We start from the raw sequence: 17,506 nt of genomic DNA, 5'->3' as shown, positions 1-17,506 counted from the left end.
CCGCCCTGCCACCTGAACAACCTTCGAGCGCCGCGTCATGACCATGACCACCCAAGAGGCCGCCCGCCTCTCCATCGCCCCGATGATGGACTGGACCGACCGACATTGCCGAATGTTCCACCGGCAGATGTCGCGGCATGCGCTGCTCTATACCGAGATGGTGACTTCCGCCGCGCTGGTGCGGGGCGGGGCGCGGCAGCTTCTGCGCTTCGATCCCGCCGAGCACCCGGTGGCGTTGCAGTTGGGCGGCTCCGAGCCGGCCGAACTGGCCCAGGCCGCCCGGATGGGCGAGGCCGAGGGCTATGACGAGATCAACCTCAATGTCGGCTGTCCGTCGGACCGGGTCCAGGCCGGCACCTTCGGCGCGGTGCTGATGACGCAGCCCGCCCTGGTGGCCGAGTGCGTCGCGGCAATGCAGGCGGCCGTGCGCGTCCCCGTGACCGTCAAGTGCCGCATCGGTGTCGACGAGCAGGATCCCGAAGAGACGCTGCCCGACTTCCTCGACAAGGTGCGCGCCGCCGGCACGCGCCGTGTCATCATCCACGCGCGCAAGGCGTGGCTGCAGGGCCTCAGCCCCAAGGAGAACCGGGACATCCCGCCGCTCGACCACGATCTCGTGCGCCGCATGAAGGCCCGCTATCCCGACCTCCATGTCAGCCTGAACGGCGGCATCGCCGGGCTCGACGCGGTCGAGGCGAAGCTGCACCACGGGTTCGACGGTGTCATGGTGGGCCGCGCCGCCTATCACGATCCCGCCGCCGTTCTGCTCGGGGCTGACGCTCGGCTCTGGGGCGCCGCGCAGTCGGTGCGCGACCGCGCCGAAATCGTCGAAGCGATGCGGCCCCATATTGCGCACCATCTCGAGTCTGGCGGCAAGCTCGCGCAGGTGACCCGTCACATGCTGGGCCTTTTCGCCGGGCAACCCGGTGCCCGCGCCTGGCGTCGCATCCTCTCCGAGCGCGGCCAGGGCAGCGCGGCGGGTCTGGACGTCCTCGACGAGGCGCTGGCGGCGGTGCCGCGCCCCGCGCTCGAGGCGGTGTGACCGCCGGGCAGCAGGTTGGCCGCGCGGGCGGCGCGGCGTTGCGGCCCGGTCGTCGTGCGGCGTAGCAAGGCGCGACCGCCACTACGAGGACACCGCCGATGCCCGATCCGACCCTCCTGATCCTTCTTGCGCTGCTGCTCGCCGCGATCGGCGGCGTGGCCGGCATCCTCGCGGGGCTCCTGGGCGTGGGCGGGGGGATCGTGCTCGTCTCGGCCTTCTTCTATTCCTTCGCGGCGCTGGGATACGACAGCGCCTACCTGATGCAGATCTGCCTGGCGACGTCGCTGGCCACGATCATCGTGACATCGTGCCGCTCGGTGCTGGCCCACAACCGGCGCGGCGCCGTGGACTGGTCGGTGCTGCGCGGCTGGGCTCCGGGAATCGCGGTCGGCGCTATCCTGGCCGTCCTCGTCGCCGCCGCGCTCCGCTCTGAGGTGCTGCAGGCGCTCTTCGGCGTCCTCGCGGTATGCATCGGTCTCTACATGCTGTTCGGCCGCAACGAGTGGCAGTTGGGCGACACCATGCCCGGCGGCGCCCTGCGCTGGACGATGTCGCCGGTGGTGGGCTTCCTCTCGGTGCTCATGGGGATCGGCGGCGGTTCCTTCGGCGTCCCGCTGATGACGCTTTACGGCCGCCCGATCCACCGCGCCGTTGCCACGGCGGCCGGCTTCGGCGTGCTGATCGCGGTGCCCTCGGTGGTCGCGTTCCTCCTGGTCGACATTCCCGACGCCGCGCGGCCGCCTTTCACGATCGGCGCGGTGAATGTGCCCGCCTTCCTGATCGTGATCGCGATGACCCTGACCACGGCCCCCCTCGGGGCGGCGCTCGCCCACAGGATCGACGCACGGCCGCTCAAGCGCATCTTCGCCGCGTTCCTGATCCTGGTCGCGCTCAACATGATGCGCCAGTCGATCCTCTGACCGGGCTTCTTCTGTCCTTAAATATCCCGGGCGAGTCGCCGACAGGCGACGGGGGCAGCGCCCCCGACGACGTCAGCCGCGCGAGAGCCGCCCGGCCCGTCCGCCGCGCCGCTTGCGCAGCTGGCCGTTCCGCTGCGGCAGCGCGTCGAGCACCGCCTGGCGCTCGGCGTCGTCCATCCGGCCCCAGCCCGCGATCTCGTCCAGCGTCCGCAGGCAGCCGGTGCAGATGCGCTCCGTGGGATGCACGACGCAGATTTTCACGCAGGGGCTCTGGATGGTGGCCCGCTCGAGTCGTTCGTCTCTCATTCGCTCCGCCTCAGATTCCCGATCCTGTCGAGCGCTCCCTGCAGGATTACACCGGCGGCCACGTGATCGATCACCTCCGAGCGACGTTTTCGCGACGTATCCGCCTCCAGCAGCGCACGTTCCGCGGCGACAGTGGAGAGACGCTCGTCCCAGAACGTTAACGGAAGGTCAAGGACACCGCGCAGGTTGCGCGCGAAGGCGCGGGTGGACTGGCAGCGCGGCCCCTCGCTGCCGTCCATGTTGCGCGGCAGCCCCAGCACCAGACCGCCGAGTCTCCGGTCGGCCACGATTCGCGCCAGCGCATCGGCATCGCTGGTGAACTTCTTGCGCCGGATCGTCTGCAGCGGTGTCGCCACCGACAGCATCCCGTCGGAGACCGCGACGCCGATCGTCTTGGTCCCGAAATCGAGCCCGCCGATCGCCGTGCCGCGGGGCAGGGCGGCGAGGAAGTCCTCGATCTCCTCGTGGATCATTCCGTCACTCCTGCCTGTTCCGCCGCAGCGCGAATCTGCTCCAGCCCGCTCGTGTCGCCCGAGAAGGCATCCTGCGCCTCGGCCCAGATCTCCGCCGCCGCCTCGGTGTCGCCAAGGACGCCGTAGGCGCCGATCAGCCGGGCCCAGTCCGCGGCCGGCCCGCCCTCGGTCGCCAGCCGGTCCGACAGGCGCGAGACCATGCCCCGGATCATTTCCTGGCGATCCTCCACGCTCATGTCCTCGGCCGCGGCGATGTCGGCGGCCGACGGTCCGCGCGGTTCGGGCGCGCTGTAGTTCACGCCCGCGGCCTGGGCGAGGCTGTCGATCCGGGCGCGGATCGGCGGCACCCAGGGCGCGTCCCCGGGGCTTTCCTCCAGCAGGCGCCGCCATATGCGGAAGGCGCGATCGGGGCGGCCGGTCTGGGCATAGAGCAGCCCGGCGTAATAGCGCGCCTGCGGGTTCTGACCGTCCGCCTGCAGGGCGCGGGTGATCGCCGATTCGGCCTCGGGCGAGACATAGCCGCCCGCTGCGGCGACCAGCATCTCGGCCAGTTGCGCGTAATCCTCCGCACCCGCCTCGGCGCCCTTCAGCGCGACGACCCGCTCCTGCGCGCGGGCGGCAGCGGCGAAATTGCCAAGCCGCGCCTCGTTCACCGCCAGCAGCTCCTGCCCGCGCCGGTCGTCGGGGCGGTTGTCCATCGTGGTGCGCAGCCGCTCGATCAGGGTCTCGAACTCGGGGTCGATCTCGGACGGGGCGACCGAACGGTCCGGCGCCTGCGCCTCGGCCTCGGCCTGGCTGGGGCGGTCCTGCCGGGCGTCCTCGGCCGCGGCGATCCGGCTTTGCAGCGGCATGTCCGGATATCCCGGCGCGCCGAGCCAAGCATAGATCGCGAAGGCGCCGCCGACGAGCCCGATCCCGCAGGCGGTGATCGCGGCGCCCGTGGCCCAACCGGGCGCGGCCCCCACCGTGGCGCGGCCGCGGCCCGCGCGGTCGGCCTCGAGCAGGCGGCGCGACACCTCGATCCGCAGGCGCTCGGCCTCGGCGTCGCTGAGCACGCCCCGCGCACGGTCCCGGTCCACCTCGCTCAGCTGGTCGCGATAGACCTGCACGTCGGTGTCGGCGTCGTGCGCGGCGCCGCCGCCCCGCGCCAGGGCGCGCGCAATGAGCCCCGCTGCCGTGAGCGAAAGCGCGAATGCGACGATCCAGAACCCCATGCACGTCCCCTTCGTGACCGGTCGCCGCCGGTCTTAGCGCCTGTGCGCGCCGGGCGAAAGCGCCGCTCCCTGTGGCCCGGCGTCACAACGTCTTTGCCCGGTGTCGCGAATGCGCCGCCATCCGCCGCGCGCAGCCAAGGCGGCGGGGCCCACGCCCGGCAGAAACGGGGCAGGAAAGGGAGGGCCGCCGCCCAGATGCAACGTTATTCCGCCTTCGCCATCGCCCGAGAGGCCCTGCGCCATCACACCGGATGGCAGCGCGCTTGGCGCTCGCCCGAGCCCAAGCGCCGTTATGACACGATCATCATCGGCGCGGGCGGCCACGGGCTCGCCACCGCCTACTGGCTCGGCAAGCTCTATGGCATCCGCGACGTCGCGGTGATCGAGAAGGGCTGGCTCGGCGGCGGCAACACGGGCCGGAACACCACGATCATCCGCTCGAACTACCTCCAGGACCCATCCGCGGCGATCTACGAGAAGAGCCGCAGCCTGTACGAGACGATGAGCCAGGACATCAACTACAACGTGATGTTCTCGCCGCGCGGGGTTCTGATGCTGGCCCAGACGGAGGCCGAGGCGCGCGGATATCGCCGCACGGCGCACGCCAACGCGCTGCAGGGCGTCGAGACCCAGTTCGTGTCGTCCTGGCGGGTCAAGCAGCTCTGCCCGATCATCTCGCTCGAGGGGCCGCGCTATCCCGTGCTGGGCGCCCTGTGGCAGCCGCGCGCCGGGACCGCGCGGCACGACGCGGTCGCCTGGGGCTATGCCCGCGCCTGTTCCGACATGGGCATGGACATCATCCAGAAATGCGAGGTCACCGGCATCCGCTCGGAGGGCGGTCAGGTCACTGGCGTCTCGACCACCCGGGGCGAGATCGAGTGCGACCGCCTGGGCATCGTCGTGGCCGGCCATTCCGGTGCGCTGGCCGACATGGCGGGGTTCCGGCTGCCGATCGAGAGCGTCGCGCTTCAGGCGCTTGTGAGCGAGCCGATCAAGCCGGCGATGGACGTCGTCGTCATGGCCAACACCGTCCACGGCTACATGAGCCAGTCCGACAAGGGCGAGATGGTGATCGGTGGCGGTGCCGACGGCTACAACAACTATACCCAGCGGGGCAGCTTCCACCACATCGAGGAGACGGTGCGCGCGCTGGTCGAAACCTTTCCGATGATCTCGCGCCTCAAGATGCTGCGGCAATGGGGCGGGATCGTCGACATGACGGGCGACCGCTCTCCGATCATCTCGAAGACGCCGCTGGGAAACTGCTTCATCAATTGCGGCTGGGGCACGGGCGGCTTCAAGGCGGTGCCGGGCTCGGGCTGGGCGATGGCCGAGCTGATGGCCAAGGGGCAGTCGCCGCTGGCCGAGGCCTTCACGCTCGACCGTTTCCGCGAGGGCCGGTTCATCGACGAGAGCGTCGCGGCGGGGGTGGCGCACTGATGGCCGGAGCGCGCAGAATGGCGGGGGCCGGACGGGCGGAAAAGCGCCTGCATCGGCCGCTCTTCGCCGAGCGGGCGGGCGCCCGGAACCACCCCGTGGCATGGTGGTTCAAGGCTCATGTCAGAGCCAGCGGGGAGGTCCCATCATGTCTGATCCCAACCAACAACGACCCACGCAATCCAGCCACCAAAGCACGCCGCCATCCAGCGCCGACGGGAACCGGAAGTGGGTCTACATCATCGGCGCGGTCGTCGTCGTGGTGCTCATCGCCGTCTTCGCGCTATCCGGCGGCGGCGGAGGCACCGATCCGGCCGGCGGCACGGCCGGCGAAACGACCGGCACCGCCGAGACGGGCGAGGGCGGCGGCGCGACCGACGGCTCTGCACCGGAGGCCGGCGAAGACACCGGCAACTGATCGGCCCCAGCCGGGCCACCCCGTTCGGGTGGCGTCGGGGCCGGCAATCCGCCACCGCCCCGACGCGAACCCCAACACCACGGGAGGCCCGGCATGCTGATCCTGCATTGCCCCTGTTGCGGCATAGATGCCGACGAGACGGAACTGACACCGGGCGGCACCGCGCACCTGAAACGCGAAGGTCCCGGAAGCTCGGACGAGGCGTTCGAGCGCTATCTCTTCCTGCGTGAGAACCCGCGCGGCGTCCATTTCGAGCGCTGGCGCCACGCCCACGGTTGCGGCAAGTGGTTCCACGCCGCGCGCTGCACCATGACGCTCGAGGTCTTCGGCACCTACTCGGCCCAGACCCACGCCCCGCCACGGGAGATCCTCGACCGTATCGCCGAACGGCGCCCCCAAGAGCGTAGGGAGGTCGCGTGATGAGCCGGCGCCTTTCCCAGGGCGGTCGCCTGATCGACCGTAGCCGCACATTCCACTTCACCGTCGACGGGCGGCGCTACGGCGGTTTCGCAGGCGACACGCTCGCCTCGGCGCTGCTGGCGTCGAACCGCACGCTGATGGGCCGGTCGTTCAAGTATCACCGCCCGCGCGGTGTGGTGTCGAGCGGGGCCGAGGAACCGAACGCGCTGTTCGGGCTCGGGACCGGCGACCGGTTCGAGCCGAACCAGCGCGCCACGATGACCGAGCTCTATCCCGACCTCACGGCCCTGAGCCAGAACCGTTGGCCAAACCTCGAGCAGGATCTGGGCGGTCTGATCTCGCGCGCGGCCCGTGTGCTGCCGGCGGGGTTCTACTACAAGACGTTCCTGCGCCCTCGGGTCTTCTGGAAGCACGTTTACGAGCCCGTGATCCGCGCGCTGGCCGGGTTGGGCCATGCACCGGCGGAAAAGGACGCCGACCGCTACGAGCATTTCAACGTGACCGTCGACGTGCTGATCGTTGGCGGCGGCGTCGCGGGGCTTCAGGCCGCGCGGCGGGCCGGGGCTGCCGGGCTGCGGGTGCTGCTGGTCGAGCAGACGGCGCAATGGGGCGGCCGCGCCCCGGTGGACGGGGCGGTGATCGAGGGCAAGCCGGCCGACGCGTGGATCACCGGGGTGCTGTCCGAATTGCAGTCGATGCCGAACGTGCATATGCGCCCGCGCACGATGGGGGCAGGTGTCTACGATCACGGTTACGCGCTGGTCTATGAACGTGTCACCGACCATGTCTCGGGCGCGCAGGGGCCCAGGCACCGGCTCTGGCGCGTGCGGGCGGGGCGTATACTCACCACGACGGGCGCGCTGGAGCGTCCGCTTTCGTTCGCGGGCAACGACCTGCCGGGGGTGATGCTGGCGGGGGCCGTGCGCGATTACGTCGTGAACCACGCCGTGACGCCTGGCGAGCGTGTGCTGGTCGTGACGAACAACGACGACGCCTACCGTACCGCGCTGGCATTGTCCGAGGCGGGCGTGACCGTCCCGGCGATCGTCGATGCCCGGCCTGGCGGTGGCGGGGCGCTCGCCGAGGCGGCGCGCTCGGCCGGGCTGCGGGTGCTGACCGGCACGGCCATCGCGGGGCTCAGCGGCAAGCGCCATGTCACCGGCGCCGCCCTGTGTCTGCAGGACGGCACTGGGGAGGTGACCGAACAGATCGCCTGCGATACCGTCGCGATGTCGGGCGGCTGGTCGCCGGTCGTGCACCTGTGGTCCCATTGCGGCGGCAAGCTGACCTGGGACGTGGACGAGGTCATGTTCCGGCCCGATCCGAACCGTCCGCCCACCGGCGCCGATGGCCGCGGCTTTGTCGAGGCAGCCGGCGCGGCGAACGGATACCTCGCGACGGCCGACATTCTCGGTGACGCCGACCGGGCTGCCCGCGCGGTAACGGAGGCGCTGGGGCGGTCGTTGGACGACGCCCCCGCGCTGCAGGCCGAGCGCGAAGAGACGGCGCCGATCCGCGCCGTCTGGACCATGCCCGAGAAGGCGCCGGTCAAGCTGCGCGAAAAGATGTGGCTGGACTACCAGAACGACGTGAAGGTCTCGGACGTCGCGCTGGCCGCGCAAGAGGGCTTCGAGAGCGTCGAGCACGCCAAGCGCTATACCACGCTCGGCATGGCGACCGATCAGGGCAAGCTCAGCAATATCAACGGCCTGGCGATCCTGGCCGATACGCTGGGGGCCGAGATCCCGGCGGTCGGGACGACGACGTTTCGCCCGCCCTATACACCGATCTCCATCGGCTCGGTCGCGGGCGAGGCGCGGGGTGATCTGTTCCAGCCGATCCGCCGCACGCCGTTGCACCACCTTCACGAGGCGGCCGGCGCGGTGTTCGAGCCGGTGGGCCACTGGCGCCGGCCCTATGTCTTTCCGCGCGACGGCGAGACGGTCGCGCAGGCGGTCGAGCGCGAGATCCTGACGGTGCGCCACAAGGTCGGCCTGCTCGACGCCTCGACGCTGGGCAAGATCATCGTCAAGGGCCCAGACGCCGGGCGCTTCGTGGACATGATCTACACGAACAAGATGTCGACGCTGAAGGTCGGCCGCTGCCGCTACGGGCTGATGTGCTCGGAGAACGGGTTCCTGATGGATGACGGCGTGGTCGCGCGTCTCGATGAGCAGACCTTTCTCTGTCACACGACCTCGGGCGGCGCGGATCACATCCATGCCCACATGGAGGACTGGCTTCAGACCGAATGGTGGGATTGGCAGGTCTACGTCGCGAACGTCACCGAGCAATATGCCCAGATCGCAGTGGCAGGGCCCAAGGCCCGCGAGGTGCTGGAGACGGTGGGCGGCATGGACGTCTCGAAGGACGCGATGGCCTTCATGGACTGGGCCGACGGTGCGCTGGCGGGCATTCCCGTGCGGGTCTTCCGGATCTCGTTCTCGGGCGAGTTGAGCTATGAGATCGCCGTGCCTGCGAGCCGGGGCGAAGCGCTGTGGCAGGCCCTGCGATCGGCGGGCGAGACGCATGGAATCGCGCCTTATGGCACCGAGGCGCTGCACGTCCTGCGTGCCGAGAAGGGCCTGATCATGATCGGGGACGAGACCGACGGAACGGTGGTTCCACAGGATCTCGGGCTCGACTGGGCGATCTCGAAGAAGAAGGACGACTTCATCGGCATGCGGGGTCAGCAGCGGCGCGAGCTGTCGCGGCCCGACCGGTGGAAGCTCGTCGGTCTCGAGACGTTGTCGGGCGGCGTGCTGCCCGACGGGGCCTACGCGGTCGAGGAGGGCCGGAACGCCAACGGTCAGCGCAACGTTCAGGGCCGCGTGACCTCGACCTACCGCTCGCCCACGCTGGGGCGCGGCATCGCCATGGGGCTGGTACGGAACGGTCCCGACCGGATGGGCGAGGTGCTGGACTTTCCGGGCACCGACGGCGTGGTCCACCGGGCGCGCATCGTGTCGCCCGCCTTCTACGATCCCGAGGGAGAGCGTCAGAATGTCTGATGTCGCCACGCCACTTGCCGATGCGTCTTTTGACGGCTTCGTCAGCGTCTCCGAAGCGCCGCGCACGGGCATGATCAGCCTGCGCGGGGACCTGTCCGACACTGCTCTGCGCGAGGTGTGCGGCGCGGTCACCGGCGCGGCTTTCCCGGCCTCTCGCGGCGCCAGCCTCGACGGTAGCCACGGCGTCCTGTGGATGGCGCCGGACGAGGTTCTGCTGCTGGTGGCGCCGGGCAGCGTTCCCGACTCGCTGGACCGGATCGGGACCGCGCTGTCGGACCGGCACCACCTTGCCGTGGACGTGACCGACGCGCGGGCGCTGATCTCGGTCGACGGGCTGGGCGTGCGCGATGTGCTTGCGAAATTGACCCCGGCGGACGTCTCGCCCGGAAATTTCGGCCCCGGAGAACTGCGGCGGACACGCTTCGCGCAAGTGGCTGCCGCGTTCTGGATGCCGACCGAGGACAGCGCCCGCGTGATCTGCTTCCGCTCGGTCGCGACCTACGTGTTCGACCTGCTGTGCCACGCGGCCGCCCCGGGCGGAGAGGTCGGCTATTACCGGTGAGACCGGCAACCTGTTGCCGGACCGCCCGGATTCGGATGCGCTTTCCGGAACCAACGTCCGCGCCAAACCTTGACGTGGTGACCGCATCGGGACACTTACCCGGTGCAGAGTGTCAATTCACATGAACCACGAGGGGGCCGCCATGGCATTCGAACTTCCCGATCTTCCCTATTCGCACGACGCGCTGGCGGATCTGGGTATGAGCCGCGAGACGCTCGAGTATCACCACGACATCCACCACAAGGCGTATGTCGACAACGGCAACAAGGCGATTGCCGGCACCGAGTGGGAAGGCAAGCCCGTCGAAGAGATCATCAAGGGCACCTACGATCCGAACTCGGTCGCACAGTCGGGCATCTTCAACAACGCCTCGCAATACTGGAACCACAACCAGTTCTGGGAAATGATGGGTCCTGATGGCAAGTCCATGCCGTCCGAGCTGGAAACCGCGCTGAAGGATGCGTTCGGCTCGGTCGACGAGTTCAAGTCGCAGTTCGTCACCGCCGGTGGCGCGCAGTTCGGCTCGGGCTGGGCCTGGCTGGTCAAGGACACCGACGGCAGCCTGAAGGTCACCAAGACCGAGAACGGCGTTAACCCGCTGTGCTTTGGCCAGACCGCGCTTCTCGGCGTCGACGTGTGGGAGCACTCCTACTACATCGACTTCCGCAACAAGCGCCCGGCCTACCTGCAGAACTTCGTGGACAACCTGGTGAACTGGGAAAACGTCGCCAGCCGCATGTGATCCGCAGGCCGGATCGACGCTGGACAGCGATTGGCGCGGCCCCCGCCGAGGCGGGGCCGCGCCTTTCTTTTGTCGTGCCGCAAGAGGAGAGAGGACATGCTGATCGAACTCGAAGGGCTGGAGGCTGAAGCCGTCCACACGCTTCAGGCATCGCGGGAGACGCCGCCGGGCGTGGTGCTGACGCCGATGGCCGTCGACGCCGTGCTCGACGGCGAGCGCGAGGGGTTTCAGCTGACAGCCAGCCTGATCCTCGCCTCCGAGGTCTCGACCGACGATGCGGTCCGCTGGCTGTGGCCACTGCTGATCGACGAAGAGGCCGCGGCTGTCGTCATGTGCACGGTGGCCGGCGAGCGGCGCGAACTGCGCCGTCCCGACGATCTTGCCAAGCTGGTGGAAGAGGGTCGCGCGGCCGAGTGATCGGGCGCGGACGGCCTTACTTGCTGCCAGACGCCGCGTGTCGCCGCATCCGGCGGCCATAGGTGGCCACGCGCCACGCATAGAAGGCCAGGATGCCCACGACCACGGCCGTCGAGACGGGATCGAGCCAGCTCACGACACGCTCGTACTGGGACTCGAGGAAATAGCCGCAGAGCGTCAGGAACAGGTTCCAGACCACCGTGCCCGCCGTCGAATAGGCGAGGAAGCGTTTTAGCGGCATCCGCGCCACGCCCGCGGGCACCGAGATGAACGTGCGTACCGTCGGGATCAATCGCCCGATCAGCACGGCCAGCCCGCCGTGGCGCTGGAACCAGCCGTTCGCCTGGTCGATCTCGTCGGGAGAGATGGTCAGCCACCGGCCGTGCCGATCCGACAGGTCCTTGAGCCGGCGCATGCCGATCCGCTTGCCTATCCAGTACCACATGTAGGCCCCGGCCACGGCGCCGATCGTGCCCGCGATGATGACCCCGATCAGCGGCATGTCCCCGCGGGCCGCGTTGAAGCCCGCAAGCGGCATGATCAACTCGGATGGGATCGGCGGAAAGACGTTCTCGGCGAACATGAGCACGGCAATTCCGACGACGCCGAGGCTGTCGATGATACCGGTAATCCAGTCGAACAAGGGGGCCTCCAGGGCAGCGCTAACGGTCTTGTCGGGACACAAGATGGCAGCGGCCGGTATGTTCCTGCGCAGCAAATTTTGGGGCGGAACCGCGGCCGATCCACCCAAGTTGGAACCCCAAACGAAAGGAGACCCGACATGGCAGAGCGCAAGCGATCCAAGGACGGCATCAAGGAAACCGAGAAGGTGCCCGGCGTCGACGCCGACATCTCGCAAGGCGGCCGCGCTGGCGGCGAACCCAACCGCCAGGTCGCCTCGGCCGATGAGCTGAAGCAGGCCACGAAGGATCCCGCGGGCCGCACCCGCGTGACCGACTCGCTGAAGAAAGACGACGAAGACCAGGAGGACGAATAATGGCCGCCTTGCTGACCCAGGGCTCTTGGGTCCTGATCGCCGACGGTGAAAAAGCGCTGTTCCTAGAGAACGTGGCGGACGGCGAGGATCCGCAGCTCGTCGTCGTGCGGGAAGAGGAGCACGAGAACCCGCCGGCGCGCGACCAGGCGGAAAACAAGCCCGGCCGTTTCAACGATGGTCCGTCGGCGCACAGCTCGAAGGTCGAAGATACCGACTGGCACCAGCTGGAAAAGGACCGCTTCGCGTCCGAGCTGGCAGAGCTGCTGTACAAGAAGGCGCACAAGCACAAGTTCGAGAACCTCGTGATCGTCGCCGCACCGCAGATCCTCGGCTCGCTGCGCAGCGAGCTGCACAAGGAAGTCTCGGCCAAGGTCGTGAGCGAAATCCCCAAGACCCTCACGAACCACCCCGTGCACGAGATCGAGCGCATCGTCGTGGGGGAACTCGACGCTGCCTGACATCCGCTTGAGAGGCATCCCCGTCGACGGGGGTGCCTCTTGCAAGTTCCAGCGTGGCGGCGCAGGGTCCGCGCCGAGATGACGCAGTTTTCCAGACAAGTTGCCGCCGCCCTGCCGGTGCCGAGTTCCCCGACGTTGGGCGTGCTGGCGATGCTGGGCGCCTGCACCATCTGGGGCCTCTCGCCTCTCTACTACAAGCTGCTCGCACACGTTCCGCCGCTGGAGGTGCTGTCGCACCGGACGCTGTGGTCGCTGGTGTTCTTCGCCGGGGTGCTTATGGTGCAGGGGCGTCTGGCGCAGATCGGCCACCTGCTCGCGCGGCCGAAGCGGGCAGGGATCGTTCTGCTCGCGGCGCTGTCGATCTCGACCAACTGGTTCTTCTTCATCTTCTCGGTGCAGACCGGTCACGCCATGCAGGCGTCGCTCGGCTACTACATCTTTCCGCTGGTGGCGGTGATGATCGGGGTGGTGCTGTTCGGCGAGCGTCTGTCGCTGCTGAAGTCGCTCGCGGTGGGGCTGGCCACGCTTGCCGTTCTGTGGCTCTCGCGGGGGCTGGGTGCCGTTCCGTGGATTTCGCTGATCCTCGCGATGACGTTCGGGATGTACGGCGCGCTGAAGCGCGGCATCGCCGCGGGTCCGGTCGTGTCGGTCACGGCCGAGGTGCTTCTGCTGTCACCAATCGCGCTGGCCTGGCTGTTTTTCGCCGTCGGCGCGGACGGTGTTTATGGCACGAACTGGCACGACACGCTGCTTTTGATGGTGTCCGGACCGCTGACCGGCATGCCCCTGATCCTGTTCTCCGCGGCGTCGCGGCGGGTCGAGATGGCGACGGTCGGACTGCTGCAATACCTCAACCCGACGCTGCAATTCCTCTGCGCCACGCTGGTCTTTGCCGAACCCTTCACCCCCGCGCACGCGATCACCTTCGCGCTGATCTGGACGGCCCTGGCGCTGTATTCCGCCGAGGCGCTGCGTCAGGGAAGGGCGGCGCGCAGGGCGTCCTCGAGCGCGTCGGTCTCCGGCACCGAGGTGACGTAGCCCTTCAGGCTCTCGTCGGCGAAGCCGCGGTCGATCACATGGTCGATCAATCCGAGCAACGGATCCCAGAAGCCGTCGATGTTCAAAAGAATCAAGGGCTTGCGGTGCAGTCCCAGCTGCGCCCAGGTGAGCACCTCGAAGAACTCGTCGAGGCTGCCCGCGCCGCCGGGCATCACCACGATCCCATCGGCGTTCATGAACATGACCTTCTTGCGCTCGTGCATGGTCTGCGTGACCACGAACCGCGTCAGGTCGCGCTTGCCGACCTCGAGGTCCAGAAGATGTCCGGGGATCACGCCGAACGTATCGCCCCCCGCCGCCTGCGCGGCGCGGGCCACACGACCCATCAGCCCGACATCTCCGGCGCCGTAAACCAACCGCCAGTTGTTGCGCGCAAGCATCGCGCCCGTGGCTTCCGCGGCCTCGGCATAGGCCGTACCCTTACCGTCTCGCGAGCCGCAATAGACGCAGATCGAAGCTGTTGGCGCTGTCATCGTTAACCGTTCCCCTTTTGACCCTGCATATCGGCGTTGCTATCGTGTCTCAAGCGTTGCCTCGGGGGGACAGGCGGCGCGATCTTGAGGAAGGACGCGACCATGCCGGGCGCCGGATTTCAGCTGCGCCGCTGGTGGCCTGCCGGAGCCGCTGTCATCGCGATCGGAAGCGCCGCGTTCTGGCTGTCGGAGAGGCCGGAGCGTGGCTTGGATGACACGACGAACGGCGATGACATGCTGTCGGCCGTGACTGAACCGGCGGACGTTTCGGAAGATGGTGCCACGAGCGACGACGCCGGGGACGAGGTCGCTCTTGCGGCGCCGACGGCCGATCGTACGGTGCCGTCCGCGGAACCGACCCCGGATCTGCCCGACACCAAAGAAGGCCCCAGCTTCGACCTCGTGCGGGTCGAGCCCGACGGGCGCGCGCAGGTGGCGGGTCGCGGAGCGCCGAATGCCTCTGTCGAGATCCTCGTCGACGGACAGGTGGCGGGGGAGGCGTCCAGCGGCGGCGACGGGTCGTTCTTCGCGATGCTCGATCTCGGTGCCATGGGGCAGGCCCGCGAGCTGACGCTGCGCACCACCGATGCCACCGGCGTCGAGGAGGTGTCGCGCCAGACCGTGCTGATCGCACCGGCGCAGCCGGCGACCGGCGAACGCCCCGAGGGCGACGCGCCCTCGACCCTCGCGGCCGCCCCGGAGATTGACGCCGCGTCGCGGATCGTCCGTCCCGGCGACGCCGGTGCGGTGCCTGAGACCGGAGAGACCGCGCGCTCCGAACGTGCGGAAGCGGCACGCGACGAGCGGGACGATGCCGTGCCGATCGCCGCCGGCGTAGAGCAGGAAGACGGGACGGAGCCCGTTGAAGCGGTGGCGTCGGCCCAGGGGAACGCTGCAGGCGATGGGCCGGGCGGCACGGAGGCTGCGGCGGAGCAGGCCGTGGTTCAGACCGACACCGGCGTGAGCGACGTGCCGGCCACCCCCGAGGCGCCCGGCGCCGGCACCGCGAACGCCCCGGAAGCGGTGGACGGGGCCGATCCGGCGTCTGCCGGCCCGACCGTCCTGCTGGCCGAGGACAGGGGCGTGCGCGTGCTTCAGCGGCCGGACCGGCCGGAGGCGCAGAGCGTGGTTATCGATACCATCAGCTACGATGCCGCCGGAGAGGTGGTCCTTTCGGGGCGCGGCAAGGGGCGGGGCTTCGTCCGGGTCTATCTCGACAACCGGGCGATCCGCACGAGCGAGATTTCGGCCGACGGCAGCTGGCAGGCCGAGCTGCCGACGGTGGAGCGGCGGGTCTATACCCTGCGCGTGGACGAGATCGGCGACGACGGTGCCGTCGTCTCGCGCGTTGAGACGCCGTTCCGGCCCGAGGCGCCCGAGGCGCTGGCCCGCCTCGTCGAGGGGCCCGACGGCACACGGAACTCCGTCGTCACCGTCCAGCCCGGCTTTACCCTGTGGCAGATCGCACGCGAGAATTACGGGCAGGGGATGCTATATGTCCGGGTCTTCGATGCGAACAGCGACAAGATCCGCGACCCCGACCTGATCTATCCAGGACAGGTCTTTACCGTGCCGGAGTGACGCGGCGCTGGCCGGCGGCGCCCTTCCGGCCTAACTTCAGCGTCCTGAGAGCAGGCGAGGCTTTGATGACCGAGACGACCGCCGCGGAGGACCGCGCCAGCGGGATGCGGACCATTCGCCGGGTGGCGCCGTACCTTTGGCCCAACGACCAGCCCTGGGTGAAGCGGCGCGTCGTGCTGTCGCTCGCGGCGCTGGTGCTGGCCAAGCTGATCGCCGTGGGCACGCCGGTCATCTACAAGGCGGCGGTCGATACGCTGGCCGGCGAGGGCGCGGTCGACGCCGCCTGGACGCTGGGGGCCGGCGCGGTCGGGCTGACGGTGGCCTACGGGATGGCGCGGCTTCTGAACACCGGTTTCCAGCAATTGCGCAACGTCGTCTTCGCGCGGGTCGGGCAACGCGCGCTACGGATGATCGCGCTGCGGACCTTCAGTCACATCCACCGGCTGTCGATGCGCTATCACATCTCGCGGCGCACCGGCGGTCTCAGCCGCATCATGGAGCGCGGGGTGAAGGGCGTCGAGTTCCTGCTGCGGTTCCTGCTGTTTTCGATCGGGCCGCTGCTGCTGGAACTGGCGATGATCGCCGTGGTGCTCGCCGTGGCGTTCGACCTCTGGTACCTCGTGGTGGTCGTGGTGACCGTCGCGGCCTATGTCACCTTCACGCTGAAGGTCACCGAGTGGCGGGTGAAGATCCGCCGCGAGATGAACGCGCAGGACACCGACGCCAACCAGAAGGCGATCGACAGCCTCCTGAACTTCGAGACGGTCAAGTATTTCGGCGCCGAGACACGGGAGGCCGACCGCTATGACGGGGCCATGGGGCGGTATGTCGAGGCCGCGCTGCGGACCTCCTATACCCTCGCCTTCCTCAACTTCGGGCAGGCGCTGCTGATCACGGCGGGCCTCGTGATCGTGATGGTCATGGCTGCCGTGGGGGTGGCGAACGGCGCGCTGTCGGTGGGCGATTTTGTGATGGTCAACGCCTACATGATCCAGATCACCATGCCGCTGAACATGCTGGGCTCGGTCTATCGCGAGATCCGGCAGGCGCTGGTGGACATGGCCGAGATGTTCGACCTGCTCGACCGGCCGACCGAGGTGGCGGACCGTCCCGGCGCGCCGGAGCTGACGGTGACCGAGGGCTGCATCGAGCTGGACCGCGTGACGTTTGGCTACGACCCCGAGCGGCCGATCCTGCGGGACGTGTCGCTGACCGTGCCGGCGGGGCGCACGGTGGCGATCGTCGGCCCGTCCGGGTCGGGCAAGTCGACGATCGGACGTCTGCTGTTCCGGTTCTACGACGTGACCGGCGGGGCGATCCGGATCGACGGGCAGGACCTGCGCGAGGTGACCCAAGACAGCCTGCACGCCGCGATCGGGGTGGTGCCCCAGGACACGGTGCTGTTCAACGACACGATCCGCTACAACATCGCCTACGGCCGTCCCGAAGCGCCGCCGGAAGAGATCGAGGCGGCGGCACGGGCGGCGCGGCTGCACGACTTCGTCGTGGGTCTGCCGGAAGGCTACGAGACCCGGGTGGGTGAACGCGGGCTGAAACTGTCCGGCGGCGAGAAGCAGCGGGTGGGCATCGCGCGCACGCTCCTGAAGAACCCGCCGATCCTGCTGCTGGACGAAGCGACGAGTGCCCTCGACACCGAGACCGAGCGCGACATCCAGGACGCGCTGCGCGCTGTGGGACGCGGGCGGACCGTGCTGACGATCGCCCACCGCCTGTCGACCGTGGCCGATGCCGATCGGATCGTGGTGCTGGAGGAGGGCGGCATCGTCGAGGCCGGTACCCACGAGACCCTGCTGGCGCGCGGCGGCCGCTACGCCGCGCTCTGGCGGCGCCAGGCGGTCGAGGACGCCGCCTGACCTGGCGGCCGCGCCCGCCGGGCGCGACACGATCATGGCGCCGCCCGTCGGGCGGCGCGGTCGCGGGGCTCTGCCCCGCTGGCCCCGGGATATTTCGGGACA

19 protein-coding genes are annotated in these 17,506 nt (G+C 69.1%); 14 read left to right on the top strand and 5 right to left on the bottom strand.

Translation table 11 applies throughout. From position 1 onward, the window contains the following. Window positions 1-37 precede the first annotated feature (37 nt). Both dusA and BMZ25_RS01910 read left to right on the top strand, forming a co-directional pair. Window positions 38-1,042, top strand: coding sequence for a tRNA dihydrouridine(20/20a) synthase DusA (gene dusA, locus BMZ25_RS01915; protein WP_092687535.1), 1,005 nt, complete (start codon window positions 38-40; stop codon window positions 1,040-1,042). 98 nt (window positions 1,043-1,140) lie between these two features. Continuing rightward, the gene (locus tag BMZ25_RS01910) at window positions 1,141-1,962 is read left to right on the top strand and encodes a sulfite exporter TauE/SafE family protein (protein WP_092687532.1); all 822 of its coding nucleotides are present in this window, start codon (window positions 1,141-1,143) and stop codon (window positions 1,960-1,962) included. 72 nt (window positions 1,963-2,034) lie between these two features. Here BMZ25_RS01910 and BMZ25_RS01905 read toward each other — a convergent pair whose 3' ends face one another. The 3 genes from BMZ25_RS01905 to ccmI are packed head-to-tail and all read right to left on the bottom strand — an operon-like array spanning window position 2,035 to window position 3,955. After that, the gene (locus BMZ25_RS01905) at window positions 2,035-2,268 is read right to left on the bottom strand and encodes a DUF1289 domain-containing protein (protein ID WP_092687529.1); all 234 of its coding nucleotides are present in this window, start codon (window positions 2,266-2,268) and stop codon (window positions 2,035-2,037) included. Then, on the bottom strand, window positions 2,265-2,741 hold the full coding sequence (ruvX, locus tag BMZ25_RS01900) for a Holliday junction resolvase RuvX (RefSeq protein WP_092687526.1): 477 nt from the start codon (window positions 2,739-2,741) through the stop codon (window positions 2,265-2,267). Before ruvX ends, BMZ25_RS01905 begins: the two co-directional genes overlap by 4 nt. Further along, the gene (ccmI, locus tag BMZ25_RS01895; protein WP_092687523.1) at window positions 2,738-3,955 is read right to left on the bottom strand and encodes a c-type cytochrome biogenesis protein CcmI; all 1,218 of its coding nucleotides are present in this window, start codon (window positions 3,953-3,955) and stop codon (window positions 2,738-2,740) included. Before ccmI ends, ruvX begins: the two co-directional genes overlap by 4 nt. A gap of 195 nt (window positions 3,956-4,150) precedes the next feature. Here ccmI and BMZ25_RS01890 point away from each other — a divergent pair, with 195 nt between their 5' ends. The 7 genes from BMZ25_RS01890 (at window position 4,151) to BMZ25_RS01865 (ending at window position 10,962) form a co-directional block, all read left to right on the top strand. After that, on the top strand, window positions 4,151-5,395 hold the full coding sequence (locus tag BMZ25_RS01890) for a sarcosine oxidase subunit beta family protein (RefSeq protein WP_092687520.1): 1,245 nt from the start codon (window positions 4,151-4,153) through the stop codon (window positions 5,393-5,395). A 145-nt stretch (window positions 5,396-5,540) separates the two neighbouring features. Then, entirely contained in the window at window positions 5,541-5,810 is a 270-nt protein-coding gene (locus BMZ25_RS20690) for a hypothetical protein (protein ID WP_177190360.1), read from the top strand. Window positions 5,811-5,903: 93 nt separating this feature from the next. Next, window positions 5,904-6,230: a sarcosine oxidase subunit delta gene (locus BMZ25_RS01885; protein WP_092687517.1), complete on the top strand. Its 327-nt coding sequence runs from the start codon at window positions 5,904-5,906 to the stop codon at window positions 6,228-6,230. After that, complete coding sequence (locus BMZ25_RS01880) at window positions 6,230-9,241, top strand: sarcosine oxidase subunit alpha family protein (RefSeq protein ID WP_092687514.1); 3,012 nt, start codon at window positions 6,230-6,232, stop codon at window positions 9,239-9,241. Before BMZ25_RS01885 ends, BMZ25_RS01880 begins: the two co-directional genes overlap by 1 nt. Next, window positions 9,234-9,803, top strand: coding sequence for a sarcosine oxidase subunit gamma (locus BMZ25_RS01875; RefSeq protein WP_092687512.1), 570 nt, complete (start codon window positions 9,234-9,236; stop codon window positions 9,801-9,803). The genes BMZ25_RS01880 and BMZ25_RS01875 overlap by 8 nt, the downstream gene beginning before the upstream one ends. A gap of 142 nt (window positions 9,804-9,945) precedes the next feature. After that, window positions 9,946-10,545: a superoxide dismutase gene (locus BMZ25_RS01870; protein ID WP_092688188.1), complete on the top strand. Its 600-nt coding sequence runs from the start codon at window positions 9,946-9,948 to the stop codon at window positions 10,543-10,545. Between the two features lie 96 nt (window positions 10,546-10,641). Then, window positions 10,642-10,962: a hypothetical protein gene (locus BMZ25_RS01865; RefSeq protein WP_092687510.1), complete on the top strand. Its 321-nt coding sequence runs from the start codon at window positions 10,642-10,644 to the stop codon at window positions 10,960-10,962. 16 nt (window positions 10,963-10,978) lie between these two features. On the opposite strand, the gene BMZ25_RS01860 is transcribed toward BMZ25_RS01865, so the two are convergent. Then, window positions 10,979-11,605 (bottom strand): DedA family protein, encoded by a 627-nt coding sequence (locus BMZ25_RS01860; protein WP_092687508.1) that lies wholly within the window; start codon window positions 11,603-11,605, stop codon window positions 10,979-10,981. 138 nt (window positions 11,606-11,743) lie between these two features. On the opposite strand from BMZ25_RS01860, the gene BMZ25_RS01855 reads away from it, so the two are divergent. The 3 genes from BMZ25_RS01855 (at window position 11,744) to rarD (ending at window position 13,455) form a co-directional block, all read left to right on the top strand. Further along, on the top strand, window positions 11,744-11,959 hold the full coding sequence (locus BMZ25_RS01855) for a hypothetical protein (RefSeq protein WP_092687505.1): 216 nt from the start codon (window positions 11,744-11,746) through the stop codon (window positions 11,957-11,959). Beyond that, window positions 11,959-12,417 carry a host attachment family protein gene (locus BMZ25_RS01850; RefSeq protein WP_092687502.1) on the top strand — a complete coding sequence of 153 codons (459 nt, stop codon included), beginning with the start codon at window positions 11,959-11,961 and terminating at the stop codon, window positions 12,415-12,417. The genes BMZ25_RS01855 and BMZ25_RS01850 overlap by 1 nt, the downstream gene beginning before the upstream one ends. Before the next feature lie 78 nt (window positions 12,418-12,495). Next, window positions 12,496-13,455, top strand: coding sequence for an EamA family transporter RarD (rarD, locus tag BMZ25_RS01845; RefSeq protein ID WP_235859751.1), 960 nt, complete (start codon window positions 12,496-12,498; stop codon window positions 13,453-13,455). On the opposite strand, the gene BMZ25_RS01840 is transcribed toward rarD, so the two are convergent. Further along, the gene (locus tag BMZ25_RS01840) at window positions 13,392-13,949 is read right to left on the bottom strand and encodes an LOG family protein (protein WP_092687500.1); all 558 of its coding nucleotides are present in this window, start codon (window positions 13,947-13,949) and stop codon (window positions 13,392-13,394) included. The two genes, rarD and BMZ25_RS01840, sit on opposite strands and share 64 nt — an antisense overlap. Window positions 13,950-14,156: 207 nt before the next feature. On the opposite strand from BMZ25_RS01840, the gene BMZ25_RS01835 reads away from it, so the two are divergent. Together BMZ25_RS01835 and BMZ25_RS01830 are read left to right on the top strand one after the other, a co-directional pair. After that, window positions 14,157-15,530 (top strand): LysM peptidoglycan-binding domain-containing protein, encoded by a 1,374-nt coding sequence (locus BMZ25_RS01835; RefSeq protein ID WP_143071488.1) that lies wholly within the window; start codon window positions 14,157-14,159, stop codon window positions 15,528-15,530. Window positions 15,531-15,595: 65 nt separating this feature from the next. Further along, window positions 15,596-17,404 carry an ABCB family ABC transporter ATP-binding protein/permease gene (locus tag BMZ25_RS01830; RefSeq protein ID WP_092687494.1) on the top strand — a complete coding sequence of 603 codons (1,809 nt, stop codon included), beginning with the start codon at window positions 15,596-15,598 and terminating at the stop codon, window positions 17,402-17,404. Window positions 17,405-17,506 lie beyond the last annotated feature (102 nt).

The organism is Tranquillimonas rosea, assembly GCF_900111315.1.
GTDB classification, from domain to species: domain Bacteria; phylum Pseudomonadota; class Alphaproteobacteria; order Rhodobacterales; family Rhodobacteraceae; genus Tranquillimonas; species Tranquillimonas rosea.
Note: the sequence above shows the minus strand (reverse complement) of the source record. Positions and strands in the feature narration are given on the sequence as shown.

Coding starts and splice junctions, on each gene's coding strand:
- BMZ25_RS01850 (WP_092687502.1), top strand. CDS start 11,959: ATGGCCGCCTTGCTGACCCAGGGCTCTTGGGTCCTGATCGCCGACGGT.
- rarD (WP_235859751.1), top strand. CDS start 12,496: ATGACGCAGTTTTCCAGACAAGTTGCCGCCGCCCTGCCGGTGCCGAGT.
- BMZ25_RS01830 (WP_092687494.1), top strand. CDS start 15,596: ATGACCGAGACGACCGCCGCGGAGGACCGCGCCAGCGGGATGCGGACC.
- BMZ25_RS01840 (WP_092687500.1), bottom strand. CDS start 13,949: ATGACAGCGCCAACAGCTTCGATCTGCGTCTATTGCGGCTCGCGAGAC.
- ccmI (WP_092687523.1), bottom strand. CDS start 3,955: ATGGGGTTCTGGATCGTCGCATTCGCGCTTTCGCTCACGGCAGCGGGG.
- BMZ25_RS01875 (WP_092687512.1), top strand. CDS start 9,234: ATGTCTGATGTCGCCACGCCACTTGCCGATGCGTCTTTTGACGGCTTC.
- BMZ25_RS01885 (WP_092687517.1), top strand. CDS start 5,904: ATGCTGATCCTGCATTGCCCCTGTTGCGGCATAGATGCCGACGAGACG.
- BMZ25_RS01890 (WP_092687520.1), top strand. CDS start 4,151: ATGCAACGTTATTCCGCCTTCGCCATCGCCCGAGAGGCCCTGCGCCAT.
- BMZ25_RS01855 (WP_092687505.1), top strand. CDS start 11,744: ATGGCAGAGCGCAAGCGATCCAAGGACGGCATCAAGGAAACCGAGAAG.
- BMZ25_RS20690 (WP_177190360.1), top strand. CDS start 5,541: ATGTCTGATCCCAACCAACAACGACCCACGCAATCCAGCCACCAAAGC.
- dusA (WP_092687535.1), top strand. CDS start 38: ATGACCATGACCACCCAAGAGGCCGCCCGCCTCTCCATCGCCCCGATG.
- BMZ25_RS01905 (WP_092687529.1), bottom strand. CDS start 2,268: ATGAGAGACGAACGACTCGAGCGGGCCACCATCCAGAGCCCCTGCGTG.
- ruvX (WP_092687526.1), bottom strand. CDS start 2,741: ATGATCCACGAGGAGATCGAGGACTTCCTCGCCGCCCTGCCCCGCGGC.
- BMZ25_RS01870 (WP_092688188.1), top strand. CDS start 9,946: ATGGCATTCGAACTTCCCGATCTTCCCTATTCGCACGACGCGCTGGCG.
- BMZ25_RS01880 (WP_092687514.1), top strand. CDS start 6,230: ATGAGCCGGCGCCTTTCCCAGGGCGGTCGCCTGATCGACCGTAGCCGC.
- BMZ25_RS01865 (WP_092687510.1), top strand. CDS start 10,642: ATGCTGATCGAACTCGAAGGGCTGGAGGCTGAAGCCGTCCACACGCTT.
- BMZ25_RS01910 (WP_092687532.1), top strand. CDS start 1,141: ATGCCCGATCCGACCCTCCTGATCCTTCTTGCGCTGCTGCTCGCCGCG.